This is a genomic window from Shinella agrisoli (assembly GCF_046557955.1).
Lineage (GTDB): Bacteria > Pseudomonadota > Alphaproteobacteria > Rhizobiales > Rhizobiaceae > Shinella.
Genome location: NZ_JBJIEP010000035.1, coordinates 1 through 22,997 on the forward strand (window position 1 = coordinate 1; position 22,997 = coordinate 22,997).

Annotated in this window: 28 protein-coding genes; 3 read left to right on the forward strand and 25 right to left on the reverse strand. The window is 67.9% G+C overall.

The features are described 5' to 3' along the window. From ACIIOY_RS24745 to ACIIOY_RS24785, 9 genes are all read right to left on the reverse strand, one after another. Nucleotides 1-3,935 (reverse strand): baseplate multidomain protein megatron (locus ACIIOY_RS24745; RefSeq protein ID WP_411037347.1); only part of this gene is annotated, 3,935 nt, incomplete at its 3' end. A 9-nt stretch (nt 3,936-3,944) separates the two neighbouring features. Continuing rightward, nucleotides 3,945-4,379: an NlpC/P60 family protein gene (locus ACIIOY_RS24750; RefSeq protein ID WP_411037348.1), complete on the reverse strand. Its 435-nt coding sequence runs from the start codon at nt 4,377-4,379 to the stop codon at nt 3,945-3,947. Further along, on the reverse strand, nt 4,376-5,260 hold the full coding sequence (locus ACIIOY_RS24755; RefSeq protein WP_411037349.1) for a phage/gene transfer agent baseplate hub protein: 885 nt from the start codon (nt 5,258-5,260) through the stop codon (nt 4,376-4,378). The genes ACIIOY_RS24750 and ACIIOY_RS24755 overlap by 4 nt, the downstream gene beginning before the upstream one ends. Continuing rightward, nucleotides 5,257-5,466 (reverse strand): hypothetical protein, encoded by a 210-nt coding sequence (locus ACIIOY_RS24760; RefSeq protein ID WP_113450927.1) that lies wholly within the window; start codon nt 5,464-5,466, stop codon nt 5,257-5,259. Before ACIIOY_RS24760 ends, ACIIOY_RS24755 begins: the two co-directional genes overlap by 4 nt. After that, a complete protein-coding gene (locus ACIIOY_RS24765; RefSeq protein WP_411037350.1) occupies nt 5,463-6,137 on the reverse strand; it encodes a lysozyme in 675 nt (224 codons plus the stop codon). Before ACIIOY_RS24765 ends, ACIIOY_RS24760 begins: the two co-directional genes overlap by 4 nt. 4 nt (nt 6,138-6,141) lie before the next feature. Beyond that, nucleotides 6,142-6,273 (reverse strand): hypothetical protein, encoded by a 132-nt coding sequence (locus ACIIOY_RS24770; protein WP_280960265.1) that lies wholly within the window; start codon nt 6,271-6,273, stop codon nt 6,142-6,144. After that, complete coding sequence (locus tag ACIIOY_RS24775; protein ID WP_411037351.1) at nt 6,266-6,616, reverse strand: hypothetical protein; 351 nt, start codon at nt 6,614-6,616, stop codon at nt 6,266-6,268. The genes ACIIOY_RS24770 and ACIIOY_RS24775 overlap by 8 nt, the downstream gene beginning before the upstream one ends. Beyond that, nucleotides 6,613-7,239, reverse strand: a complete 627-nt coding sequence (locus ACIIOY_RS24780) for a phage distal tail protein, Rcc01695 family (protein ID WP_411037352.1) — start codon at nt 7,237-7,239, stop codon at nt 6,613-6,615. The genes ACIIOY_RS24775 and ACIIOY_RS24780 overlap by 4 nt, the downstream gene beginning before the upstream one ends. A 9-nt stretch (nt 7,240-7,248) precedes the next feature. After that, a complete protein-coding gene (locus ACIIOY_RS24785) occupies nt 7,249-9,399 on the reverse strand; it encodes a tape measure protein (protein ID WP_411037353.1) in 2,151 nt (716 codons plus the stop codon). Between the two features lie 70 nt (nt 9,400-9,469). On the opposite strand from ACIIOY_RS24785, the gene ACIIOY_RS24790 reads away from it, so the two are divergent. Then, nucleotides 9,470-9,682 (forward strand): AbrB/MazE/SpoVT family DNA-binding domain-containing protein, encoded by a 213-nt coding sequence (locus ACIIOY_RS24790; RefSeq protein ID WP_411037354.1) that lies wholly within the window; start codon nt 9,470-9,472, stop codon nt 9,680-9,682. Here the strand turns inward: ACIIOY_RS24790 and ACIIOY_RS24795 are convergent. From ACIIOY_RS24795 to ACIIOY_RS24860, 14 genes are all read right to left on the reverse strand, one after another. After that, nucleotides 9,655-9,936 (reverse strand): DUF7697 family protein, encoded by a 282-nt coding sequence (locus ACIIOY_RS24795; protein ID WP_411037355.1) that lies wholly within the window; start codon nt 9,934-9,936, stop codon nt 9,655-9,657. The two genes, ACIIOY_RS24790 and ACIIOY_RS24795, sit on opposite strands and share 28 nt — an antisense overlap. Beyond that, nucleotides 9,933-10,370: a phage-derived protein YdaY family protein gene (locus ACIIOY_RS24800; RefSeq protein ID WP_411037356.1), complete on the reverse strand. Its 438-nt coding sequence runs from the start codon at nt 10,368-10,370 to the stop codon at nt 9,933-9,935. Before ACIIOY_RS24800 ends, ACIIOY_RS24795 begins: the two co-directional genes overlap by 4 nt. 2 nt (nt 10,371-10,372) lie before the next feature. Further along, nucleotides 10,373-11,317, reverse strand: a complete 945-nt coding sequence (locus ACIIOY_RS24805) for a phage tail tube protein (RefSeq protein ID WP_411037357.1) — start codon at nt 11,315-11,317, stop codon at nt 10,373-10,375. A 118-nt stretch (nt 11,318-11,435) separates the two neighbouring features. After that, nucleotides 11,436-11,855 (reverse strand): hypothetical protein, encoded by a 420-nt coding sequence (locus tag ACIIOY_RS24810; RefSeq protein WP_411037358.1) that lies wholly within the window; start codon nt 11,853-11,855, stop codon nt 11,436-11,438. 32 nt (nt 11,856-11,887) lie between these two features. Next, entirely contained in the window at nt 11,888-12,232 is a 345-nt protein-coding gene (locus tag ACIIOY_RS24815) for a type II toxin-antitoxin system RelE/ParE family toxin (protein ID WP_411037359.1), read from the reverse strand. Further along, the gene (locus ACIIOY_RS24820; protein ID WP_113439575.1) at nt 12,232-12,489 is read right to left on the reverse strand and encodes a type II toxin-antitoxin system ParD family antitoxin; all 258 of its coding nucleotides are present in this window, start codon (nt 12,487-12,489) and stop codon (nt 12,232-12,234) included. Before ACIIOY_RS24820 ends, ACIIOY_RS24815 begins: the two co-directional genes overlap by 1 nt. Before the next feature lie 65 nt (nt 12,490-12,554). Continuing rightward, a complete protein-coding gene (locus ACIIOY_RS24825; RefSeq protein ID WP_411037360.1) occupies nt 12,555-13,184 on the reverse strand; it encodes a DUF6441 family protein in 630 nt (209 codons plus the stop codon). Beyond that, a complete protein-coding gene (locus ACIIOY_RS24830) occupies nt 13,181-13,492 on the reverse strand; it encodes a head-tail joining protein (RefSeq protein ID WP_055456520.1) in 312 nt (103 codons plus the stop codon). The genes ACIIOY_RS24825 and ACIIOY_RS24830 overlap by 4 nt, the downstream gene beginning before the upstream one ends. Further along, complete coding sequence (locus tag ACIIOY_RS24835; RefSeq protein ID WP_411037361.1) at nt 13,492-13,827, reverse strand: DUF2190 family protein; 336 nt, start codon at nt 13,825-13,827, stop codon at nt 13,492-13,494. Before ACIIOY_RS24835 ends, ACIIOY_RS24830 begins: the two co-directional genes overlap by 1 nt. Before the next feature lie 77 nt (nt 13,828-13,904). After that, on the reverse strand, nt 13,905-15,977 hold the full coding sequence (locus ACIIOY_RS24840) for a prohead protease/major capsid protein fusion protein (protein WP_411037362.1): 2,073 nt from the start codon (nt 15,975-15,977) through the stop codon (nt 13,905-13,907). Between the two features lie 4 nt (nt 15,978-15,981). After that, nucleotides 15,982-17,502, reverse strand: a complete 1,521-nt coding sequence (locus ACIIOY_RS24845) for a phage portal protein (protein ID WP_411037363.1) — start codon at nt 17,500-17,502, stop codon at nt 15,982-15,984. After that, nucleotides 17,502-17,711 (reverse strand): phage head-tail joining protein, encoded by a 210-nt coding sequence (locus ACIIOY_RS24850; RefSeq protein WP_055460718.1) that lies wholly within the window; start codon nt 17,709-17,711, stop codon nt 17,502-17,504. The genes ACIIOY_RS24845 and ACIIOY_RS24850 overlap by 1 nt, the downstream gene beginning before the upstream one ends. 1 nt (nt 17,712) lies before the next feature. Further along, on the reverse strand, nt 17,713-19,551 hold the full coding sequence (locus ACIIOY_RS24855; RefSeq protein WP_411037364.1) for a phage terminase large subunit family protein: 1,839 nt from the start codon (nt 19,549-19,551) through the stop codon (nt 17,713-17,715). A gap of 112 nt (nt 19,552-19,663) precedes the next feature. Beyond that, complete coding sequence (locus ACIIOY_RS24860; RefSeq protein WP_411037365.1) at nt 19,664-20,224, reverse strand: hypothetical protein; 561 nt, start codon at nt 20,222-20,224, stop codon at nt 19,664-19,666. A gap of 114 nt (nt 20,225-20,338) precedes the next feature. Here ACIIOY_RS24860 and ACIIOY_RS24865 point away from each other — a divergent pair, with 114 nt between their 5' ends. After that, nucleotides 20,339-20,563 (forward strand): hypothetical protein, encoded by a 225-nt coding sequence (locus tag ACIIOY_RS24865; RefSeq protein ID WP_045449885.1) that lies wholly within the window; start codon nt 20,339-20,341, stop codon nt 20,561-20,563. Between the two features lie 98 nt (nt 20,564-20,661). Beyond that, complete coding sequence (locus ACIIOY_RS24870) at nt 20,662-21,207, forward strand: DUF3489 domain-containing protein (RefSeq protein WP_411037366.1); 546 nt, start codon at nt 20,662-20,664, stop codon at nt 21,205-21,207. Between the two features lie 52 nt (nt 21,208-21,259). On the opposite strand, the gene ACIIOY_RS24875 is transcribed toward ACIIOY_RS24870, so the two are convergent. Further along, complete coding sequence (locus ACIIOY_RS24875) at nt 21,260-21,484, reverse strand: DUF7220 family protein (RefSeq protein ID WP_063186609.1); 225 nt, start codon at nt 21,482-21,484, stop codon at nt 21,260-21,262. Next, a complete protein-coding gene (locus ACIIOY_RS24880) occupies nt 21,481-22,806 on the reverse strand; it encodes a site-specific DNA-methyltransferase (protein ID WP_411037367.1) in 1,326 nt (441 codons plus the stop codon). The genes ACIIOY_RS24875 and ACIIOY_RS24880 overlap by 4 nt, the downstream gene beginning before the upstream one ends. Between the last annotated feature and the right edge of the window lie 191 nt (nt 22,807-22,997).

Consider the following 22,997-nt stretch of genomic DNA (forward strand, 5'->3'; position numbering starts at 1 on the left):
CCCCGCCCGATCAGGGCGGAGAGCTGGAAGATGCGGACGGTCAGCGTGTCGCCAGACCCGAGCGGCGCGCCCCAGTCGGCGGACTGCTGGGCGGCGGTGTAGACCACGCTGGTGCTGGCGGCGGCCAAGGTTCGCTTGACGGCCGGGCCATCGAGGATCTCGACCTCGTAGGCTTCGACCTCCTCGGCGAGCGGCACCTCGCCGGCGCCCCAGTTGTCGGCCGAGAGGGATCGTGAACGGCGGGTCCAGCGGATCGTGAGATCGCCCGGTGTCCGGGGTCTTCGCCATGGCTGCTCGACATGAGCGACCGAGAACGGCCGGAGCCCCACGCCCTCGGGCGTGAAGGTGGTGGCAAGATAGGTCTCGTCGCTGGCCGGACGGCTTGCCGGGCCGATGCGCCAGTTCCAGGGAAGCCCGAGATCGGCTTCGGCGATCGGCAGCGATGCGAGGCTCTCGTCCAGCACCACCACCCGCGCGCCAGCGGGCGCCGGATTGCCCATGGCGCCTTCCGTTCCGCGCTGCCCGCGCAAGAGCCGGGTCAGACGATACCGGCCGGGCGCTAGCAACTCGGCCGCACCCGCCTGCACGATTTCCCAGATGCCTGGTGCGCTCTCGACGGCGAGTGCATTGGCGCCGCCGAACAGCGCCAGATCGGTGACGCTCTCCAGCGTGCCCGAAAGCAGGTCTACCACCAGCACGTTGCCGAGATCGAAGCGTGAGGTCGGTCCCGGCCAGAAATCCGAAACCAGGACGCCGATCCGTGCCCGACCGCCGAAGGTGGTCAGCAGCTCGAAGCCATCGGACGAGCCGCTGCGGAACACCGCCATCTCGCCGGGCCATGGAACGGCATGGGCTGCGACGAAGGGACGATGCGCAGGCTGATCCTCACTCAGTTGCGGCAGGTCCATCAATATCGCGTCGGGCGCTCCGAACACGACCGGGCGCGTCAGCGAGGCGGCACGCGGATCGCCCGGCGGCAGATCGTAGGTCGCGCGGTCCTGGCGGATCGCCTCCACTCTGCGCGCCTCGGCATCTGCGACGGAGACGAGACGGAACTCGATCTCCCGCCCGTCATGGGCGAGCCGGATCACGTCGGCGGGATCGAGAGCCAGCCGCGAGGGTGGAAGGCGGAAGGCTGCGCTTTCGCGCCCGGTCCAGGCCTCGAGTAGCGCACGACGGCAGCGGCGTTCCGCCTCTTCGGGCGGCACCGCCATCGGAAAGCTCTCCGATGTGATCCGCGTCGTGTCGACCGTGATGCGCTGCGCCTCGACTAGCGCGGTGTCGTAATCCTCGTCGGCGCGGGCGATCTGCCACTTCAGCGCCTGCGGCAGCTCGGTTTCCTGGCTGCGGATCAGTTCCAGCACGTCACCCTCGCGGGTAGCTACGAGGTGATCGGGGTCGATGGTCAAGACCGACGCCCGGCCACGCATCACGAAACGAATGATCCCTTCGGTCTCCACGGCGTCGAAACCAAAATGCCGCGACAGCATGGTGATGGAGGCGCGTGGGCTTTCCAGTGCGCCGATGACATATCCCTCGACCGCGCCCCAGAGCCCGGAGACATCAATCCGATCCTCGGGCATGCCTGCCCGCAGGCAGAGGTGCCGCACGAGGGCGGCCAGCGAGACCGCGCCAAGGCGTCCGGTCAGCCAGTGGCCGAGCCGCCAGTTCGGACCGTCGGTCCAGACGCCGGTCAGTTCCGGGAAGAACGGATAGGGCCGTGCATCCCAGGTCCAGGCGGCGCATTCCGGGACATGAACCATCCGGTCGCCATAGACTGAGGACACCGGATTGTTCGCAGCCTCGCCCCACCAGAGATAGCTCGCCTCGAGATAGGCGCGCTGGATCGCATCGTCGCGCCAGCCCCGCGAGAAATACGGCGTGAAGCTTTCGGAGGACTTCGGATCGAAGAACACGTTCGGCTGGTTGGTGCCCCGGTCGATGGCGGGGCAGCCGAGCTCGGTGAACCGGATCGGTTTCGATTGCGGCGCCCATGCCGTCGGCGTCGCGCTCTCCACCCCGCCCGGGCGGTTGTAATGCTGGTTCGACCACCAGGCGCGCAGATCCTTGTAGCGGAAGACCCACGGCTTTCCCGCTGCGCCATCGGTGATCGGGGTGCGGATCTGCGCCGATTGATCGGCGGCGCTGGCGTAGAACCAGTCGAAGCCTTCGCCGCCCGCGATGTTCGCCTGCAGATACGCCCGGTCGTAGATCGCGGGCCAGCCCTCGGCGGCGTCGAGATGCTCGAACCCGTCCCGCCAGTCGGAGAGCGGCATGTAGTTGTCGATGCCGACGAAATCGATCTCCGGATCGGCCCAGAGCGGATCGAGGTGGAAGAACACATCGCCGCTGCCGTCGGCCGGCTGGTGCCCGAAATACTCCGACCAGTCGGCGGCGTAGCCGATCTTCGTACCAGCCCCGAGAATGGACCGGACATCGGCGGCCAGATCCCGATAGGCCTGCACGGCCGGATAGGTGGATGCGCCCGAGCGGATGGTGGTGAGCCCCGGCATCTCGGTACCGATCAGAAAGGCGTCCACCCCGCCTGCGGCCGCGCAGAGATGGGCGTAGTGCAGCACCATCCGCCGCAGACCCCAGTCGCCCGATGGGCCGGTCCAGACGACCGACTGGCCCGAGACGCTGAAATTCGCCGGCGTGGCTGTGCCGAACAGCGCCGAAACCTGCGTGGCTGCCGTCGCGGTCTTGTCGACCGATCCGACATAGCCCGCCGCGGGCGAACAGGTGATCCGGCCGCGCCAGGGGAATGCGGGCTGGCCGGTCTCGGTGGCGTTGTCGGAATACGGGTTCGGCAGCGTGTTGCCGGGCGGCACGTCCATCAGGATAAAGGGATAGAAGGTGACCCGCAGCCCTCGCGCCTTCATCTCCTGGATCGCCTGCACGACGGCGAAGTCGGACGGCGTACCGCCATAGACCGGCCGATCCTGATCGTCGCGGCTGACGAGGAAGGCATTGGCGCGGCTGACGCCGTTGACCGACCAGGACAGAGGCGTGGTCGATTTGGCGGAGACCTCGACACCCGGCCGCACCTTGCAGGATCCCGCGCGCAGATCGTCGCCGAACCAGGCGACGACGAGGCTGACGCTCTCCACCGCCGGGACCATGGCCTGCAGCCGGTCGAGCGCCACCACGATGTCGGTGGCATCCGGCAGCGCGTTCAGGTTCTCTGCCTGCGTCGCACCACCATCCGTCTTGCGGATGGCCTGCGTGGCATAGGTGAACTCGCCCGATGCCGGGATCATCGTGACGGCGCGGGTCAGTCCTTCGGCGGTGTCGGGATCGGCGAGCGGCCGGAACAGCTCGAAGGAGAGCTGCGGCAGGCGGTTGCCATAGCTGGAGAGCGGCAGTTCCTCGAAGACGACATAGGCCGTGCCGCGATAGGCGGGGGTGCTGGCCGCGCCCATCTTCGCCGCGATGAAGGGATCGGCAGTCTGCACCTCGTCGCCCGGATACCAGCGCCAGGTGACCCCGGAGAGGTCCATCGGCTTGCCGTCGGCCCAGATGCGGCCGATGCCGGTGATCGGCCCCTCGCAGAGCGCGACCGCGAAGCTCGCATAGTAGAGATATTCCGTGGTCCTGACCTTGCCGCCTCCGCCACCCTTGCCACCGCCCTGCGTGGTGGTCCTGGTCTCCTCGCGGAAATCGGTCGCCCAGATGATGTTGCCGCCCATCCGCATGCGGCCATAGAGGCGCGGGATGACGGCGCCCTCCGTCGATGAGGTGATGCGCAGCGTGTCGAGACGTGCGCCTTCGATACGCTGGGTGGGCGCGAGTGAAGAGATGATCCAGCTGTCGACGACCGAACCGATGCTGGAGCCGATGAAGCCGCCGATCGTGGCGGCGCTGACACCGAGGATTGCGCCGCCGATGCTGCCGCCGATGGCGGCGCCGGCGACGCCGAGAACGAGGGTGGCCATGGCAGATGCTCAGCGTTGCGGGAACAGGAAGGCGAAGGCGATGCGCCGCCGCCAGACAGAGGTGAGCGGCTCCTCGATCACGCCGAGCCGCTCGTAGGCGTGGAGGAAGATGCCGGGCCCTGTGAGGATCCCGACATGCTTTGAGATGGCGCGGGGCTTCATCCGGAAGAGGACCAGCGCGCCGGGTTCGGCTGCCGCAGGTTCCACTTCGATCATCATGCGCCGTGCGCCCTCTGCCAGCACCTCGCGCGGCCCGGTCTCGCCCCAGTCCCGGCTGTAGGGCGGAATCGGGAATGGCTCGCGACCGACGACCTCGCGCCAGACTCCCCGGGCGAGACCGAGGCAGTCGCAACCGACGCCCCGGAGGCTGGCCTGGTCGTGGTAGGGCGTGCCGAGCCAGGATCGCGCCGTCGCGATCACCAGTTTTGGATCGGCGGCAATCACAGCACGGACCCCGAATGCCCGCCGTCCTTGGTGGCATAGCGCAGAACCGCATCCTGGCCGGGGATATGGGGAAATCCCCGGAAGTTGGCGACATTGGCGAACTTCGCGCCACAGGTCTCCATGCGCTTGTCGCAGCCCGCGCGGATGGTGAAGGCGTCGCTATCGGCGATGGCTCGCACCGGCGCTTCGAGCAGCGTCAGCACGGCGATGCCATCGGTCAGGTCATGCGCGATGATCTCTGCCCGCCGCCCGGCATTGGCGCCGCTGGTCCATTCGACCGTGCCGAAGGTGAACCAGCCCGCGGCAAAGCCGCCGAGGCCGGAAGCCGTGAACGCCCGGTCGCGCAGGAGGTCGATGAGGACGCCCGTTCCCCTGAAGGCCGATGCGTCCAGATCGGCACCGCAACGTACGTCACCGAGCGCCGCGTCGCAGGTCGCCTGAAACGTCCGCCCGACCGTCTGTCCGAGGACATGCGCGAGCGAACGGACCTCTGCCACGAAGGCGAGCCGTCCCCGCCGGATCTGGCCGATCGCCCCGCGACGCATCAGCACGCGCTGCGCCGGATCGTTCCAGTTCACCCGCCAGACCTCGACCTCGGCATTGTCCCAGCGGCCGTCGAGGATGTCGGTCTCGGTGATCCGGTCGGAGGTCAGCACGCCCTCGGCGTCCTGAGCATCGACGGATAGGTCCGAGCCGGAGCGAACCTCCGATGCCGTCAGCCCGCTCTCGGGTTCGAAGTCGGTGCCGTCGAAGGCGAGCGTCCGGTCATGGTCGGTGAAGCCGAAACTCACGCCATCGGCACGCACGATCCGCCAGCACCAGGCGAGCGTCGTCGCGCCTTCGTCGAGATGGGCCTGAAATGCCGGCGGGAGGGACTTCACTTCCGCCCCCAGCCGCGCAGGAGCGCCACGGATGCCAGAAGCGAAGACACCACGCCGCCGCCCGCGCCGGTCAGGGCGTAGAGGTTGAAGGGCCGGATATCGAGGGTGCCGGTTGCGAGGTCGAAATCCGCCAGCCCGGCCATGGCGAGGCCGGAAGCGGCAAGGCAGGCCAGATAGACGAGGCCGCGTGCGAGATTCCAGTTCATGGACGTCCTCCGATGAGAGTGGTGAGGAATGCAGTGAGACGAGACAGCAGCGTGGGCGCAGCGGGCACGGCCGGGACCGGCATGGGGTCAGCGGCCGTCCGAACCGGCGTCGCCTCCGGGCGCAGCAGCGCCAGTGCCTCGTCCTCGGTCAGCCGCCGCACGGTTCGCGAGAAATCGACTCGGCCATTGCGGTCGACCGCCCAGACCGGAATGGTCCCGGTGGGGTAACGTCCATGGCGGAAGAGGTCGCGCTCGGCCTCGCGCCGGGGGCGGATCGCGGCGGGCTTGAGCCAGCCCATGAAGGCGTCGCTTGCCGCCGCGCGGTTGCCCGCGTTCAGGTGTCTCGTCAGCGCAGCTCTCGCGATGCCGCCGGTGTTGTAGTGGAAACTGACCAGCGCATCGAATTCGTGCGGCTCGAGCGGCACGATCACGGCCCGTCGCACCGCTGCCTCGTAGGCAGCCAGATCGGCCCGGAATACCTTGAACGCCTCGCGGACGCCGGCCTCGAGATCGGCGGGCATGCCACGGGGCATCCTGGACGGATCGGGCGGTCCGGCTGCGGCCGTGTGGCCGATGCCGAAGGTCCAGACCTGTTTCACATCGAGATAGGGTCCGGGCACGAGTCCTTCGTGCCGGACGAGGGCCAGCAGGCCCCGGTCGGTCATGCGCATGGGATCACCCCAGAAGCGAGAGGGTCAGAATGAGAACTGCGACGGCGAGGCCGATGCGCAGGCGGTGGGCGAAAGCCTGACGCGGGGCGGTGGGGTCGCAGCGAATGAAGCGCGCGAGGCGGAGAAGCTCATGCATCGCCGTCGCCTTTCTTCGCCCCACGTAGCCGGGCGAGGACGAGTTCGATGAAGGCGGGGCCGAAGACGCCAACGGGATAGGCCGCCGAACCTGCTGCGCCCCCGGCCGGGATCGCCTCGGGCGGCAGGCCCAGCCAGCTGGTGACGAGCGCCATGGAAAGGCTGCCCATTCCAGCCGCGATCAACCCGCCTAGCAGGATGTGCCGCAGCGCATCGCGCAGGCGCATCCTCGTGGTCAGTGCGTTGGTCGCCCCGCCGAGCGCACCCCAGGCGGCCAGGATCACCGCCGTCGATGTTGCGAGTTCCTTCAGCACCGCGGCGAGAAACCGGGTCTCGTCGTTCATCTGCGGATCTCCAGGAGCGGAATAGAGGTGATCGAGCCGAGACGTTCGAGGTCGAGGGTGACGTCGAGCGCATCGGTGTCGAAGCGGACGGGCACGTCGAACGCGAAGCCCGCCGTGACGGCGACGCCTGCACCGGGTGCGGAGCCGAAGGTGACGAGGCCGGTCGTGGTATCGACCGACCAGCCCGACATCTGTTCGACGCCCGCGAGTGCAACGCGCACGCTGCCCGCGACCGGCTTGGCAATGCTGCGCGTCCAGGACTGCGCGCCGGAGGAGTAGCGCTTCACCAGCTGGAACTGCGTCGTCGTGCCGTCGCCGGTGCCGATCACCTGATCGGTTGCGCCCGGCACCTGCGATGGCAGGCAGGACTTGAAGTCGGCCCAGTCCTTGAAGCGGAAGCCGTGAAGGCGGCCGTTTCGCGCCTCGAAGAAGGCGACCACTGCCGCGAGATCGTCGGCACGACGGATGCCATAGGCTACGTCATAGCGGCGGCGCGAGTTCGCCCAGCTGGCATTGCGTTCCTCGTCGCCCGAGGCCAGTTCCACGATCTGGGTGCGCCGCTCCGGTCCGCCGCGCGCACCACGGCTGATGTCGTCCGGGAACCGGACCTCGTGGAAAGCCATGACGAGTCCTCACATGCCCCTTCGGCCGAGCGAGACCGCGCGGGCGATATCGGCCGCGATCTGCGTGCGGGACTGCCGGAAGCTCTCGGCATCGCGGGCATTGATCGTGACATTGACGGTCTGCGCGGCGGTGGGGCCGTAACCTGCTGCCTCTCGCCGCGAGAGCACCCGCTCGCCACGTTGCAGGATCGCAGGCACTTCGTCGGGCCTGAGCCCCGCCCAGCCCCCGGAATGCATGCGCGGGGCATTGGCGAAGGCGTGCGCGGGCACGATGCGGCCCGGTCCCGCAGAACCGACCATGCCGCCGGCGTGCAGGATGTTGGCGAAGATCCCGCCGCCGAGATTGCCCAAAACACCGGAAAGCACGCCTGCCAGCGGGCCGAGGATGAAACGCCGGGCTGCGAGCTTCGCCAGATCGGCGATCAGCGAGGTGACCAGGTCGCCGAACTTCAGCTTGCCGGTCTTCACGAACTCGCCGATCGCGTTCTCGGCGCTGCGGAACGCTCCGACCAGGGCGTTGCCGATGTCGCCGCCGATCTCGCGCGCCTTCGTGGCATAGTCGGCCAGGGTCTGGCTCACTGCCGCCCATCCGGTCGCGGCAGCCTCGGCCCCAGCCTTCGTCTGCTCGCCGGCACTGCGCCCGGCGGCTCCGGCACGACCGGCAGCGGTCGTGGCATCGTTCAGAGCCGCCGTCACCCGGTCCGCCGATGTGGCGGCCTTGTCCAGCGGGTTCTCGGCGTCCCCGCCGCTCAGTGCATCGCGCAGCGCCTGCATAGCCGCGCCCACACCATCGAAGGCTCCGGCCCTGGTCTCGGCCGCGCGCCGGCGGTAGCGGTCGGCCATCGCGCCGGCATTGCTGGCGGCGTGATCGAGCATCGAGGCATAAGACTGCGCCCCGAACCAGTCGATCCGCGCGTCGGCACCGATCGTCTCGGCGACCGCATTGAATGTCGGTCCGATGGTGCCAAGGAAATCTGCCCATTTGTTCGACAGGAAGGCCATCAGCCGCAGCCAGATCGCCTCGATATCGGCGCGCAGGGCGCGGAAGTCGTCCACGAAAGAGCCGAGCGTGGCCTTGATCCCGTCCCAGACGGCGCGCGCAACATTGCCCATCAACTCGAGCGCCGAACCGAAGCCGGCCGCGCCCTTCACGAGCTGCCCGAACCAGTAGATCAGCTCGCCCGCACCGACGATCAACGCGCCGATCCCGGTGCGGATGATCGCGCCGCGCAGGAGCGTCAGCGCACCCGACAGGCTGAAGGTCGCGACACGGGCAGCAACGAACGCCGCGACCCAGCGTCCGGCCATGAAGCCGGCGAAGGCGATGCCGATGGCCGCGAGCCTCTCGAGGTTGTCGGCAAGAAGGATCAGCCCTTCGGCCACCGTCGAGGTAGCGCCCGCCATCTGATCCCAGGTCCCGACCAGTTGCAGGGCGGCGTTGCCGATCAGCGTGAAGGCATCGCCGATGGTCGCCGGCATGCTGTCGGCTTCCTCGCGCAGCAGCTCGAGATTGCCGATCAGCGCCGTGCGGATGACATCGCCGGTAATCGCCCCCTGCTGACCGAGGGTGCGCAGGCCCGAGACGGTGGTGCCAAGCTCGGACGCCAGCAGCTCCGCGAGCCGCCCGCCGCTCTGGATCACGGTATTGAGGTTGTCTCCGCTGAGCGTGCCGAGAGCCATGGCCTTCGACAGCGCGTTCTGCACCGAGGCCGCGCGCTCGGCCCGCGCGCCCGAGACGACCATGGCGTTGTTCAACGCCTCGGTGAAATCCAGCGACTCCGCCGTCGTCAGCCCCAGTTCGCGTAGCGCCGTGGCATTGGCGAGCCAGGACTCCGTGGTCTGGCCGAGGCTCGAATAGGTCCGGCGCGCCATGGCGGCGAGCCGGTCCATGACGGCCGCGCCCGTTTCCTGCGAGCCGGTGGCGAGATCGACACGCGAGCGCAGGTCGGTCCACTGGTCGGCATAGGCGATGAGCTGGCGCGTGCTGATCGCCGCGCCGAGGACGCCCATGACCCGGCGCACCACCGCTCCGGTGATGTCGGCCTGCCGCTCGATCCGCCTGAAACTGTTCTCGCCCGCATCGCCTACGCCAGCAAACTCGGCCTTCACCTGCCGGCCACCTTCGGCGACGAGGCGGACGGAGACGCGTTTCTGGGCCATGGGTTATCGTTTCCGAAAGGGTGGCGGCGTTCGCCTTGCGCTGAGGCATCGAACGAGGAAGACTCGGGCCATGTCCGAGACCGCCGTCCTGTCCCCGAAGTTCCAGATCATGATCCCCTCGACGGTCCGGGCGGCCCGGGGATGGAAGGCCGGTCAGCTCCTTGCCCTCATCCCGAAGGGGACTGGCATTCTGCTGATGCCGGTGCCGGAGCGGGGCCAGCTGGCCGGCATCGCGAAGTGCGCGTCGAGGATGGGTTACCGGGACCGGACGGATCGGATCTGATCGTCCGGGCCTGGCCGATCTCCGGCCGCCATCTGCTCGTTGAACTTGCGGACCATCACCGCCTCGATCTCGGGCAGGCATTCGGCGGCGATCAGCGGATCGATGCCAAGCGCCTGCGCCATGGCGAGAGCGGCCGTCATGTCCCAACCGAGCACCATGGTCCCGCCCATGCCGGTCGCGATGCGAAGCTGCCCGGTCAGGCGCTGTGCCAGATCCCAGACCTGCCAACCTTCCGGAGTTTCCGGATGGTTCACCCGCGCCGGGCAGTCCGGGCACGGGCCTTGGCAGGCCGCGCAGTAGCTTTCGCCCCCACCGAAGTGCCAGTCTGCGAGGGCGCGGAGGCGTTTTTTTCCGCATCCAGCATCAAGTGCGGTGCGAGGCAGCGGGTCTGGAAGGCCTCGAACACCGGCCAGATGTCCAGAAGCGCGTCGATCCCTTCCGGTGTGACGGGAACGGGATTGCCATCGGCATCACCGACACCTTGCCAGCCGGTGACCACGCGGCGGGCAACCGCCTTGGCCATGACAAGCGCCTGTTCTTCCTTGCTCGCCCCTTCGGGCAGCGCCTCGACAACCGGGTCGTTGCGTGCGGCGACCATGATCGCGGTGGTGACGGGCAGGACATGCAGGCGCAGGCCAGCTCCGAGATCGAGCCATTTCGGCGCGCTGGAAAGGTCGAGACGGATCATGGTCAGTAGCTTTCGATGTCGTTGACGAGAACGGCGGTACACATCCGCCCCAACACTGCGTCGCGCGCGGCCTGCCAGTCGAAGCTGGCTTGCACGCCCTGCGGGCCGGAAATCTCGATCCGCGGGCGCGGCAGATAGACGGCGTGGACGGTGAAGGTGAAGCTCTGGCCCGAGGTCAGGCCGTAGGCGAATTCCAGTTCGCAGGGCGTGCCGCTGATCGCCTGACTGACGAGCGTGCTGTCTGCGAAGCGCACCTCGGTGCGGCCGGTGAGCGCGGCGATCGAGGGATCGGCGCCGTCGATCATGCCGTCGGCGCGGATGGTTTCGATCCGGTCGAGATTGTTGGCATAGGTGATCTCGGTCGAGATCACGTTGCCGAGCGCCGTGCCGTTGCGTTTGATCGAGCCGTTGAAATGCCCGAAACGGATAAGGTCGAGTTCGGCCGGCGTTCCTGCGCCGCTGCTCGTGGCGACCGTCTCGCCCTGCGCGACCAGCCGCGCGGTGGCAGTGAGCAGGCCCGACCGCTGCATCTGCCAGCTGAGCTGGTCCAGCACCACGCCGGAATACATGGCGTATCGCGGCACCTCGGGCATGGCGGTTTCGATCGCCATGCTGGGCAGCGTCCAGCTGCCGGACTGGAACGTATGGGTATATGGACCGGGAGAGCTTCCGGTGGTGGTGGGCGCGCCGAAGGCCGCCTTCAGCCAGAAGCCAAAGGCCTCGGCATCGATCGGCACCACCACATCGCCATCGGCGGTCACCGCATCCTTGATGGGCGCAAGAGGATCGCGGCCGTAGCCCAGAAGCTCCGAGTTCAGGAGCGGCTGTTCTGCCCCGAGCGTGGCGCTGGCAAAGGGCATCCTCGTGTAGCCGCTACCGGGCGGCGTGCCATAGGTCGTCTCGAACGCGAGCGCCATTCGCGCCCGCGCCCCTTGGGCGCGTGCCATGTCGGTCTCCTTTTCGAAGGGGTTCAGCCGAGCGGGTCGGCCGTGGAGTGAGGCGGATCAGACGACAGTCCAGTGGACTGTCGTTCCTCCGAACGCAGCACCCGCATTGACGGTGGTGTCAGCCAAGAGGGTCCGAAACGGAGTAATGTAGAATGACCGGAATGACGGCCGCCTTTACGCTGGCTGCGCCGTCCACCGGCAGATCGACGGACTGCGGGGCTTCTGCCTCGACCCAGTCGCAGAGACCGCCGAGCGTGCGGTCGGCCGCGAGCGCCGCGCCGATGCTGGTGCAGAGCGTGTCGAAGGCGGTATCCCGGCTCGCGCCCTGCACCACGGCTTCGATTTCGGCCCGGTGCTGGTAGTGGTAGCGCAGGGGCGAGAGCGTCACCTCGGGCTCGCCGGGTTCGCCGTCGCGCAGGATCAACAGCCCGGCTGCCGGCACACGTTCCGGCAGGACATCACCGCGCAGGGTAGTGGCCGGCAGCGCCGAAAGCCGCGTGTGCAGCGCGGCGAGGATGACTTCACGAGTAGAGGGCATGGCGATCCCGGTTGTCCGGGATCAGCCCGGCTTCAGTGATCCCTGTCGGGTTTCGGATCCGTGAGGTCGGCCAGCCGTCGCGGCAGGTCCGAGCGAGCATGCAGGAAATCGACGATGATCACCTGCTCGGCGTCCTCGACGAAGATGACGAAATGCTGGCCGCAGCGCGCAAAGCGCAGATCCTCGGGCAGATCCGGATCAATGATCCGGCGACAGTCCTGCGACAAAGCCGTACCGACCGCGATCTCCACACAGCGGGCGATCAGGTCATCCTCATAGGCCGCCGCCTGTCGAGGGCCGAAGGTCTCGAGGGTCCAGTTCGCGATGTCGACAAGTGAGGTTTCAGCCTGTCGCGTCAGGCGCCAAGGCTTCGGCATCAGGACGATTGGCGCGCCGAAGCAAAGGCACGTCGGATAGCCTCCTCGCCGCTCCCCTCGGCCAGATCGCCGCGCCGGGCCTGTTCCAGCCCGGTCGTCAGCCGGTCGCGCAACGCGCCAAGCTCGGCTTCCTCGCGTTCGAGCAGCCGCAGGCCGGCCCGCATGGCTTCCGAGGCATTCTGATAGCGCCCGGAGGCGACCAGGCGGTCGACCAGAGCGGATTGGGTTTCGGTCAGAACGACGTTTCGGGTGGCCATCCACGGTCTCCATCAAGGATGTTGGCAATATATGCCAATAGTCCCTGAATGTCGACCTCCTGCTGTCAGGAGCCGGGCTCCACCCAGTTTGCCACGATCAGCCCCGGCACCGCATCACGCACCCGCTCCGCATCCCGCTCGAGGTCCAGCCGCTTCGGCAGTCTCACCTGCGGGACCAGCAGGAAGATCGGAACGGTGGTCAGCCCCCGGCCGGTCTTCGACCGTGATGCCACGGCACGGCCCTTCTTGTTCAGTCGCCCCTCGGCGACCAGCAGGCTCGGACCCATCCGGCGATAGACGAAGCGCAGGCGCAAGCCGGTGCGACGTTCCCATTCATCGGGAGTGATCCGCCCGCCGCGCAGGGACTTGCCCGCCGCAGGCGTCGGGATCGCCAGCCAGAACCCGTTCTTCGAGCGGATCAGCGGGCCGGTGTCGTGCGCGCCGACGATCACCGGCGCCTTCGACCAGACCAGTGCCGCCGCATTGAGGCTGGTCCTGCCTTTCGGGAACTGCTCCGACCGGATGGTGCGGGCAAGCTGTGCTCCGAGACCCGCGCCGGTGATCTGCGCGCGCCAGGCGGTCTTGAGGCCGGTCCCGGCGTCGCGCATCGCCGTGGTGACGGCCTTCTCCCCGGCCTTCACCTCTGCTTCCATCAGGCGGACGATATCGCCGACGATGTTGACGCCGAACCTCATGCGGGCCTCAGGTCCACTGTCCAGACGAGCCGCTCGCGGTCGCGGACGGGTTCACCCTGAATGAGGAAGGTATCGCCACCAATCTCGATGCGATCGCCAGGCCGGGGCTCGGCTACTTCCGTCACGCGCAGGTCGACCCGCGTCGTTTCCGACCAGAGCCGCGCATCACCGAAGTCGGTAATCGTATCGGCCCGTCGGGCGACGATGCGCACCGGAACGGGCACGCCGCCGTCAACGATGTAGACAGCATCCCGACCGATGTTCGGATCGGCGAAGAGCGCACTGAGCGCGGCGACGAAAGCACTCATCAGAAGCTCGCGTTCAGGCGCACCCTGCCGATGGTGTCGCTCGCGCCGCTCGCCACGGCCTCGACGGCAACACCGATGAGCGTGTTGTCGGTCGAGACGGTCGTGGTGCGCTTGTTGGTATCGTCCCAATAGACCTTTGCGCCGACGGACCAGGCCTGGCTGCCCACCTTCGTCAGGTCGAAGACGCCGACGAGCGCGGCCTCGACGGGTTCGCCACTGGCGGCGGCGCCAGCCGCGATGCCGAAGATCGAGCCGACGAGCAGGCCGTCGCCGGAGGTGACCGCATAGGGCGCGGTCAGGGTGATGGTGTTGCCGGGCTGGACGTAATTTTTCACGGCGGGGTTCCTTTCGCGGAAACGGAAACGGGCGGCCCGTCAGGACCGCCCGGATGTCAGGGTTCGGGATGGGGGCGTTATGCGCCCGGGTTCTTGTAGAGGCCGCGCCAGTCGATGGCCTTGGCGCCGAAGTCGAGGCGACACTTGATCTCGACCCCGTCGACGTCGAAGCCGTTGCGCGTCTCGATGTAAGCGCCCTGCTGGCCCTCGAGATAGGCGTATTCGATGGTGTCGATCTGGTTCGGGCTCGCCGCCAGATACCAGGCGGTTTCGCTGGCGGCATCGAGCCGGGGCTCGCTGATCGGTGCCAGCGTGCGGATCGACTGCGGCACGACATTCCCGCTCTGGGCGGGCACGAGGTTCTGGGCGACCAGCTGCTCGGCCTTCAATTCCAGCGCGGCGGGCACGATCAGGAAGGCGGGACGGATGTTCAGCACCGTCTTCTTGTCGAGCCCGGTCTGCTTCGCCATGGCGGCGCGTGCCGCACCGACGCTGCTCACATCCAGCGCCGCACCGGTGCCTGCGAGGTTCTTGTGGTTGGCGTGGAACAGCGCCGTGCCATCGGCCATCGCCGGGTTCGCGGTAATGATCCCCCAGACGACATCGCTTTCCAGCTGGGCGATGGAGTTGCCGTACATCGCCGGGATGCGCGTGAAAGCGTCGAGATCGTCGTTGATCAGCGTCTGGCGGGTGATCGCGACCACCCGGCCATAGGTCTTGACCTTGTAGCTCTCCTTGCTCTCGCCCAGCGTCCCGCGCTTGAACTCGCCGCTCTCGCCGACTTCCAGCAGTTGCGGCGCTTCACCGAGCTGCACCCGGTGCATCGCCTTGAAGTCGGTGGCGAGCACCTGGCGGCAGAAGAGTGAGAAGGTCCGGGGATAGGCCTCGTAGGCCTGCCGCAGGGTCTTGTTGGTGACGGCGGCGAGGATCTCGGGGAAGTCCGAGGTCGAATGCAGGGCGCGGGTCGCAACCTCGTCGCGCGACAGGCCGCGGGTATTGACTCCGACATTGCCGAGGCTTTCGCGGGCGAGTTCCAAGAGCGTCATGCCGCGATACTGACGCGCTGCGTCCTCCAGCGGGAAGAGCGTCGGGCTGTAGCGGTGCAGCAGCGCGTTCGCCACCGCGTCGCGGCGGGTGATGCGCTCGTCGCGCCCGCCGAGCGGGACCGACACCTGGCCGAAGGTCCGGGTTTCGTCCGACTTCGCGACGACCTGATCGACGATCAGGCGGCGAGCTTCGTCGACACCGACACCGCGCTTCACCAGATCCTCGGCGAAGCTGCGCTCGAGGTTCAAACGGCCCACCAGATCGTAGATGGTCGAGACGCGGTCGCGCTCCGCCTCGCGGGCGCGGGTCGCGACAGCCTCGGTGTCGGGCGCTTCCGGTTTCGCTGGCGCGGACCTTTGGTTCGAGGGCCCGGGCTGGCTGCGCGTGTCGGTGGCATGGGCCTGCGCCTCGGCCGCGCCGGTCTTTTCGTCGGTCATGGTGGTCTCCTCGGTCGCTGCCGTTTCGCTTGTCGGGTCGGCCACGACCTCTTCAGTCGGGGCCGGAGTCTGGGTCTTCTCCGTCATCGGGGATGCTCCTTGCTCAGTGGGGGCGTCCCGGCGATGGAGGACGCAATCGTGGTGTTCGCCCTTGGCGCGGAAGCCCGCGGCAGGATCGGCGCCGACCGGCACGGCCGAGATCTCGAACGGAGTCCAGTCAACCGCCCGCCAGAGCTCGCGACAGCCATCGGGCTTAGAGATGTCGAACCGGTGGACCTGATAACCGATGGAGACCGCCCGGATGTGCCCGGCCTGGATGTCGCGCCAGATCGGCTCGACATCGGCCCGCTCGCTGATCCGCACCAGGGCGATGCCGCGCCCGTTCTCGATCCGCGCCGAGCCGGGCACCACCGAGCCGATGACGGCGTCGAGTGTGTCGATCTCATGCACCTTCAGGAACGGCGCGCCCGCATTCAGCCGGTCGAGGCGCACATGGGCAGGGTCGAGGCTGAGTTCCTCGTCGTAGGGCTCGCCGAAGAAGCTCGCCCGCCGGACGCGCGCGCCCGCCGACCAGATCACCTCGACGGTGCGTGCGTCGTTGTCGACGGTGTTCGGCGCAAGCTCCGCCGACCGGCGAAGTGCCGGCAGTTCGATCATCGTGTCCATGAAGTCAGTCCTGTTGGGCGGTGTCCGGCTGCCCCGGGTCGGGTTCCGGATCGGTTGCCGGGTCGCTCGCTTGCGCGCTGCCGGTCTTGGTTACGCGGCGGGGGTCGCTGTCGAGCACAAGCCCGAGAGCGTCGAGCTTGGCGTTGGTCGCGGCGATCTCCGCCAGCACGGCGTCGGGATTGCGGCCCTGCCGGGCGATGACCTCGGCCAGTGTCATCGTTCCCGAGCGGATCGCCAGAAGGTTCGCCATTGCGTCCTTCTGCGGATCGACCGCCTCGAACTTGGGCGGTGACCATTCGACCGGCACGTCCGGCGTCGGGATCTGTCCCGCGGCCCATGCGGCCTCGGTGAACCAGCGCCAGACCGGGGTGCAGAGCATCGGAATGAAGAGCTGCCACTGGACAGCGTCGATCATCCGACGGAACTCGACGAGCCCCGCTCGGATGGAGGAGTAGTTCACCTGGCTGAGATCGCCCGTCAGCAGTTCGTACGGCACCCGGAACCCGGCCGAGATCGTATGCAGGCTCGCGCGCTTGTATTCGCCATAGCCGCCGGTGGCGGCCGGCTGGTTGAAGCGGATGTCCTTTCCGCCGCGTGCGTATGCGATGAGGCCCGGTTCGAACTGCTCAACCCGGTTGCCATCGGCGTCGACCACGGCGGGCGCGATGCCCTGCTGCGCCTCGTCATCCCCGAAGACGATGGCGGTGACGCAAGCCTCGGTCTTCTTGCGCACGATCTCGGCCACTTCATAATCGTCGAGATCACGAAGGGCGCGGATGACCGGCGCGCCCCAGGGAACGCCGCGCGCCTGCGTGCGCTGCTTCTCATAGACATGCGCGATTTCGCTCGCCGGGACCGGCCGGCTCTGCAGGCTGTTCTGCAATGCGCCGAAGACGTCGCCGGGATGCTCGGCGTGGAGCCAGTAGGCCCTGCGCTTGCCGAGCGGATCGAACTCGATCCCCTGCACCAGCCGTCCCGCACCGAGCGCGCCGGATTTGGTGGCGTCGAGGAAGTCGGCCTCCAGCACCTGCAATTGCAGCGGGACGGCAAAGCCATCCACGGCGCGACGCAGGCGGCGGCGCACCAGCACTTCGCCGGCCTCGACCATCTCACGGCAGATCAGCGTCTGAAGCCCGTAGAAGTCGAGCTGGCCGTCGGCGTCGCACTCCGCCGTCCAGCGCTCGAACAGCGCGTCGACGCGGCGGTCCAGCGCCTCGTCCCCACTGGCGGCACGCGGCATGATGCCCGCGCCAATGATGTTGTTCACCAGCACCGCCACCGCCTTGGCCGCATGCGGGTTGTTGCGGACGAGGTCGCGCATGCGGTCGCGCAAGAGCGCCCCGGCCACGCCGATCTCGGTGTCAGCCGAGGATCCTGGTGCACGCCAGCCCTCCGTGCGGCGTCCTCGCGCGGCGCCCTCGTAGCCGCGCGCGAGCGTCTCGAAAGCCTGTCGCGCCAGGACACGCCGCGCGGCGGCCCGAGGGGCGACCGAAGCGATGGCGCGGTCGAACCAGTTCGCCGCCATCAGCGATCCCCGCGCGAGAAGCCCGCGAGTCCGGCGATCGGAAGCGGCCGCCCCACACTGGCAATCGCGCGTTCGATGGTGCGGATGCGGGCGAGCAGATCCTCCGCCGAGCCGTAATCCACCGACTTGCCGTCATAGCTGACGCGGGTCGTGCCGCTGGCATAGGCCCGGCGCAGTGCCGAGAGCTCGGCTTCGGTCCAGTCGGTCATTTCAGAACCATCCTTCCCGCCGCCCGATCCAGTCGGAACGGCGCTTGCCTTGGGGTGCCTGTCCCGGCCGGTGGATCTGCCCGGCGGGATCGCTATCGGTGGGCGTCGCCCCGAGCTGGTCCTCGAGGTCGCGCCATTTCTCTACGGGCCAGCGGTCGGCGCCCGCGATCCAGGCAGCCGCGCGGGCGTAGACCCGGCAATCGAGTGCCTCGTTGCGCTCGCGCAGCTTCTGCCATTCAAGCTTCGCGAAGCCGCGCTTCGTGCGCACCGTCACAAGCTGTTCAGCCACGACCTGCTTCAGCCACTCGCTCTCGACCCATGTCGGCAGGTGGATCGTGCCGGGCGGGAACGCCGCGCCCTCGGCACGTTCCTCGGCTGTCGGGCGCTCCAGCCGCAGGAAGCGGTAGGTTTCGGCCTTGAAGGTCGAGACGGCCACCGTCCAGAGCCGGGCGCCGCGACGCAGGCGCTTCCCGCCCTCGGTTGCATCCACGAATGTGGGGCCGGAGACCGGGCTGGAGCGATTGAAGCCTTCGAGCCCCTTGACTGGCGCGACCTGTGCGAAGCCGACTTTGCGCGACCAGGCGTAGACGGCCGGGGCTTCGTAGCCCGTGTCGATGGCGAGCCGCGCGATCCGAAGGTGCGCACCGTTTTCATGCGGCCACGACCGGTCGAGGAGTGCCGTCAACTGGTCCCAAGCGTCATGCCGGTCCGGCCCGCCCTCTACACGCACGTGATCGACGAGCCAGCTCTCCAGTCCTCGGCCCCAGGCCCAGACATCGACCTCGATGCGGTCCTTCTGGACATCCGCGCCCGCCGTCAGGAACAGCCCGCCCGCTGGCACCATGCCTGGCCGCCACGCCTCGCGGCGATCGTAGAGCCGCTGCCAGTCCGGCGCCTCGCCGGTTTCGACCCATGTCTCGCCGAGGATGGTGTTGCGGAACGCCTTGATCGCCTCGTCCGACCCCTGTGCCGCGTCCCATGCCCGCACGATCCGCTCCCAGCTCAGCCAGCCGATCGGCGAATAGAGCGCCGAGAGGTGATACCCGACCGTGGTCGGATCGGCGGCCGTGGCGGTCGCCCGCCATTCGCCGCCCTCCAGCATCGCCGTCTTGTGGTGTTCCGCGACGGCTCTGTCGCAGCCTTCGCAGATGTATTCCGCCGTCTCTGGCCGCCCCTTCTGCCAGCGCAGCCGCTCGAACTTCAGCCACTGCATCGCCCCGCAATGCGGGCACGGCACGAAGTAGCGCCGCTGGTCGGACGCCTCGAACTCGCGCTCGATGCGGCTGAGCCCCCGGATCGTCGGCGTCGAGACCAGGAACACCTTGCGCCGATGGGCGAAGGTCAATGAGCGCGCCTCGGCCAGGGTCACCGGGTCGCCTTCCTCGTCAGCCGAGGCCGGATAGGCATCGACCTCATCGAGGAAGATGTAGCGCGCCGGGGTCGAGCGCAGCCCGACCGCCGAGTTCGCGCCCGTCATGATCAGGATGCCGCCCGCGAATTCCTTGGACAGCATCGTGTTGCCGGCGTCGCGGGATCGGGCCGGTTTGACCCGCTCCCGCAGCTCCGGGCTCTCGTCGATCAGCGGGTCGATCCGCTGGCGCGAGTTGCGCTTGGCCAGTTCCACGGTCGGCTGGACCGCGAGCATGGGGCCTGGCGCCTGGTGGATCACGAAGCCGATCCAGTTGTTGCCGGCTTCCGTCGCCCCGACCTGTGCGGCCTTCATGAACACGACCCGTTGCGCCGCGTTGCCGGGCGACAGCCGGTCCATGATCTCCCGCATGTAGGGCGTTCGCATCGTGCGGTAGCGCCCCGGTTCGGCCGAAGCGCGGGACGCCAACATCCGGTGCCGGTCCGCCCATTCCGAGACGGTGAGGTCGGGATCCGGTCGGATCCCGTTGCCCCAGGCGCGCAGGATCTCAGCAGCGCCTTCGAAATCCCTCAGGCCATATTCGTCACCGGAATTCGGACCGGACCTCGGCGAGTTCGTCGAGGTGGGCGCGTACATGTTTCTCCAAGGCCTTCTGCATGGCGGCCGCCTCGACGCCGAGTTCGGCCGCCATCAGCGCCGCCGCGCGCGCCGGCCAGTTCACCCAGGCATCGCGCTCCTCGCGTGCCAGCCGGAACACGACCGCAACCGCCCGGGCGCGGTCGACGAGTTCTCCCTTGAGCTTCTGAAGCCGGATGCGCCGCTCCTGGGCCTTCAGCACCTCATTCGCGGTCTTGGCCTGCAGGAAGGTCGTGCCGCTGCCGACGGGTGGCGCGGCAAGCCCTTGTTCCCGCAGAGTGTCGCCAACGGCGGACACGGCCGCCTCAGGGACGGGCTTCAGCTTCGGCGCGGGCGGTTTCCGGGTCTTGGACGGGTCCGTCATCGCCGCCCGGCGTGTGTCGCTCGCCTCTGCGTCGATGCTGCCATCCTCATGGAGGACCAGCCGTCCCGCCGCCTTAGCCTTCTGGATCGCGCCCCGCGAGAGACCGACGCGCGCGGCGTATTGGCGCTCGCTCAGCCCCTGCATGGCGTTCTCCGATTATTGTTCAGATTCAGGTGCTTATCGAGTTGATAAGCGGTTCGGACAGAGCGAACGTGGCTTTCAAGACTACGCTGCAACTCGCCACGAGGAGCCACAGAGATGACCCGACGCGCCACCGACAACTCGAAGGCACTCGACGCTTTCATCGCCGCCAAGCTGGAGATCGACAGCATGCTGGAACGCCTCAAGGCGCTCAGCGACGACCACTTCGAAACCAATCCCGATGAGATCAACTGGGGCCATGTCGGCTCCCTGAGCCACTACCGCGACAAGCTGCGCGAGATCACCGACATGGCGTTCCGCGAGGGCGAGCACGCCGGGTGAAATCCTGCGCCTGCCTGAACTCCGGCCGCGCCGTGCCGCGCGGCTTGGGGTCGTAGAAGGGCCGCGACGGTTGCGGTTCAATCCAAGGAGACGACCCCATGACCAAGCTCACCGACACGCAAGCCGTAATTCTCAGCGCCGCCGCTCAACGCGACAGTCACAATGTCCTGCCGCTTCCGGGTTCCCTGCGCGGAGGCGCCGCCACCAAGGTGGTGGAGACGATGATCGCCAAAGGCTTCATCGAGGAAGTCGATGCCGACGTCCGCAAGGGCGAGCTTGTCTGGCGCGAGACCGGGGACGGTCACGGCACCACGCTGGTGGCGACCAACGCAGGCCTCGCCGCCATTGGCATCAAGCCCGAGGGCACCAGCACCGCGCCTGAAAGCGCGCCGGACACCCCCGCCGAGCAGACGGAAGCGCCCAAGGCGCGGATATCGCGAGAAGGCACCAAGCAGGCCACGCTGATCGCCATGCTTCGCGCGCCGGGAGGTGCGACCATCGCAGAGATTGTCGCGGCCACCGGCTGGCAGCCGCACACGGTGCGCGGCGCGATGGCGGGCGCTCTCAAGAAAAAGCTCGGTCTCGAAGTGGCCTCCGAGAAGATTGATGACCGCGGGCGGGTGTACAGCCTCCCGCCGACTTGAAGGCGATACATCTTCCAAACTCGATACCGCCGCCCGATCCGGGCGGCGATTTTCATCTGGCATGACGCAACCGGATCTCCTCGAACAGCCGCCGCAGCGCGTAGGAACGTCCAATGCTGACCACCGTGAAGATGGCTCCCATCATGAGGTTCTGCGCCAGCGTCGTGTGCAGACCGAAAATCGGGAAGATCAGGATCTGGGTCACCACCGCTACGCCGTAGCCGACGGCGACGTTGGCAAGGGACTCGACGAGAGACATGGCACGGCTCTGTTTCATGCTGCATCCGTTTCGGCTGAAGCAGGACTGAGCCGCTCGTCCTTCACCTCGGCGAAGGTTCGACCGTCGCCGTCGAGGATTGCATCGCGCCCAGTCTCCGCCTGCCAGCGCTCCACGGCGACATCGACATAGGCCGGGCTGATCTCCATTGCGAAGACACGCCGGCCGTTGGCCTCGCCCGCCATGATCTGTGAGCCGGAGCCTGAGAACGGCTCGTAGCAGAGCCCGCCGCGAGCCACATGCTGGCGCATCGGTATCCCGAAGGCGTCGAGCGGTTTCGGCGTCGGGTGGTCGGGGCGCTCATCCTTGGCGAAGGACGGCATTTCCCACGTCGAGGGCAGCGTCTCCTCGGCGACCTTCGGCGGACGGTTCGGGCGGCGCCAGCCCATGAAGCAGGGCTCGTGCTTCCAAAGGTAATGGGACCGGGTCAGGACGCCGCGGTCCTTCACCCAGATGATCTGCTGATGGACGAAGGCGCCGGCCTTCTCCCAGCAAGCCTCCAGCATCGCTTGGCGGCGGGACGCGTGCCAGCAATACCAGGCGGCGTCCTCGGTGATCGCCTCGGCCACTGCGGCGGCTATGAAGCCGTCGTAAAGCTCCGCGCCCTGCGAACTGTCGTCCCAGGTGACGCCGTAGGATTGGCTCCAATCCTTGTTCCGCGTCGGGTGGTTCGAGCCGTCGTAGTCCACGAGATACGGCGGGTCGGTGGCGAACAGGACCGCACGCTCGCCGTTCATCAGACGGCGTACATCCTGATGGTTCGTACTGTCGCCGCAGAGCAGCCGGTGATCGCCGAGGATCCATAGATCGCCCTTGCGGGAGGCCGGATTGCGCGGCGGCTCGGGTATGGTCACGGGCGGAACCGAGCCGCCAGCCCCGCCGTCTTCATCGTCTCCGTCCGGGTCGAGCGCGAGGAGCTTGTCGAGTTCGCCGTCGGAGAATCCGACCAGCGACAGATCGAAGTCCTCGGCCAGCAGTCCCTGCAGCTCGGCGGACAGCAATGCCTCGTCCCAGCTTCCGAGTTCCGTCAGCTTGTTATCCGCGATGCGGTAGGCCCGGCGCTGCGCCTCGGTCAGATGCCCGAGCACGATCACAGGCGCCTCGGTGAGCCCCAGCTGCGTCGCGGCAAGCACGCGCCCATGGCCTGCGATCAGCTCCCCGTCCTCGGCCACGAGGCAGGGCACGGTCCAGCCGAACTCGGCCATGCTGGCGGCAATCTTGGCGACCTGGTCCGCGCCGTGCACCTTTGCGTTCTTTGCGTAAGGCTGGAGGCGCGAAAGCGGCCAGGTCTCGATCCGCTCAGGGGCGAAGCTCAGCGTCATGGGTCGGATGGGTCCGTGGATCGAAGTGGACAACTGTGGTCCTGGACTCCGGAGACCGCGCTGGACTCCGTGCGGGCTCCAGCGGGCGCGACGGGCGTCCGGCCATCAGGCGCGTGTTCGTTGGTGGTTTCTCGGGATTGGCGTGGATCCGGATACCGGGTGGCTTCCCAAAAATCCGGCCCTGTCGCTGG

Excerpts from the sequence above, each read along its gene's own strand:
- ACIIOY_RS24790 (WP_411037354.1), top strand. The coding sequence starts at position 9,470 with ATGTCCGAGACCGCCGTCCTGTCCCCGAAGTTCCAGATCATGATCCCC.
- ACIIOY_RS24825 (WP_411037360.1), bottom strand. The coding sequence starts at position 13,184 with ATGAGGTTCGGCGTCAACATCGTCGGCGATATCGTCCGCCTGATGGAA.
- ACIIOY_RS24810 (WP_411037358.1), bottom strand. The coding sequence starts at position 11,855 with ATGCCCTCTACTCGTGAAGTCATCCTCGCCGCGCTGCACACGCGGCTT.
- ACIIOY_RS24875 (WP_063186609.1), bottom strand. The coding sequence starts at position 21,484 with ATGAAACAGAGCCGTGCCATGTCTCTCGTCGAGTCCCTTGCCAACGTC.
- ACIIOY_RS24870 (WP_411037366.1), top strand. The coding sequence starts at position 20,662 with ATGACCAAGCTCACCGACACGCAAGCCGTAATTCTCAGCGCCGCCGCT.
- ACIIOY_RS24805 (WP_411037357.1), bottom strand. The coding sequence starts at position 11,317 with ATGGCACGCGCCCAAGGGGCGCGGGCGCGAATGGCGCTCGCGTTCGAG.
- ACIIOY_RS24775 (WP_411037351.1), bottom strand. The coding sequence starts at position 6,616 with ATGAACGACGAGACCCGGTTTCTCGCCGCGGTGCTGAAGGAACTCGCA.
- ACIIOY_RS24785 (WP_411037353.1), bottom strand. The coding sequence starts at position 9,399 with ATGGCCCAGAAACGCGTCTCCGTCCGCCTCGTCGCCGAAGGTGGCCGG.
- ACIIOY_RS24815 (WP_411037359.1), bottom strand. The coding sequence starts at position 12,232 with ATGCCGAAGCCTTGGCGCCTGACGCGACAGGCTGAAACCTCACTTGTC.
- ACIIOY_RS24765 (WP_411037350.1), bottom strand. The coding sequence starts at position 6,137 with ATGCGCATGACCGACCGGGGCCTGCTGGCCCTCGTCCGGCACGAAGGA.
- ACIIOY_RS24760 (WP_113450927.1), bottom strand. The coding sequence starts at position 5,466 with ATGAACTGGAATCTCGCACGCGGCCTCGTCTATCTGGCCTGCCTTGCC.
- ACIIOY_RS24780 (WP_411037352.1), bottom strand. The coding sequence starts at position 7,239 with ATGGCTTTCCACGAGGTCCGGTTCCCGGACGACATCAGCCGTGGTGCG.
- ACIIOY_RS24860 (WP_411037365.1), bottom strand. The coding sequence starts at position 20,224 with ATGCAGGGGCTGAGCGAGCGCCAATACGCCGCGCGCGTCGGTCTCTCG.
- ACIIOY_RS24820 (WP_113439575.1), bottom strand. The coding sequence starts at position 12,489 with ATGGCCACCCGAAACGTCGTTCTGACCGAAACCCAATCCGCTCTGGTC.
- ACIIOY_RS24850 (WP_055460718.1), bottom strand. The coding sequence starts at position 17,711 with ATGACCGACTGGACCGAAGCCGAGCTCTCGGCACTGCGCCGGGCCTAT.
- ACIIOY_RS24840 (WP_411037362.1), bottom strand. The coding sequence starts at position 15,977 with ATGGACACGATGATCGAACTGCCGGCACTTCGCCGGTCGGCGGAGCTT.
- ACIIOY_RS24865 (WP_045449885.1), top strand. The coding sequence starts at position 20,339 with ATGACCCGACGCGCCACCGACAACTCGAAGGCACTCGACGCTTTCATC.
- ACIIOY_RS24880 (WP_411037367.1), bottom strand. The coding sequence starts at position 22,806 with ATGACGCTGAGCTTCGCCCCTGAGCGGATCGAGACCTGGCCGCTTTCG.
- ACIIOY_RS24800 (WP_411037356.1), bottom strand. The coding sequence starts at position 10,370 with ATGATCCGTCTCGACCTTTCCAGCGCGCCGAAATGGCTCGATCTCGGA.
- ACIIOY_RS24845 (WP_411037363.1), bottom strand. The coding sequence starts at position 17,502 with ATGGCGGCGAACTGGTTCGACCGCGCCATCGCTTCGGTCGCCCCTCGG.
- ACIIOY_RS24855 (WP_411037364.1), bottom strand. The coding sequence starts at position 19,551 with ATGTTGGCGTCCCGCGCTTCGGCCGAACCGGGGCGCTACCGCACGATG.
- ACIIOY_RS24830 (WP_055456520.1), bottom strand. The coding sequence starts at position 13,492 with ATGAGTGCTTTCGTCGCCGCGCTCAGTGCGCTCTTCGCCGATCCGAAC.
- ACIIOY_RS24770 (WP_280960265.1), bottom strand. The coding sequence starts at position 6,273 with ATGCATGAGCTTCTCCGCCTCGCGCGCTTCATTCGCTGCGACCCCACC.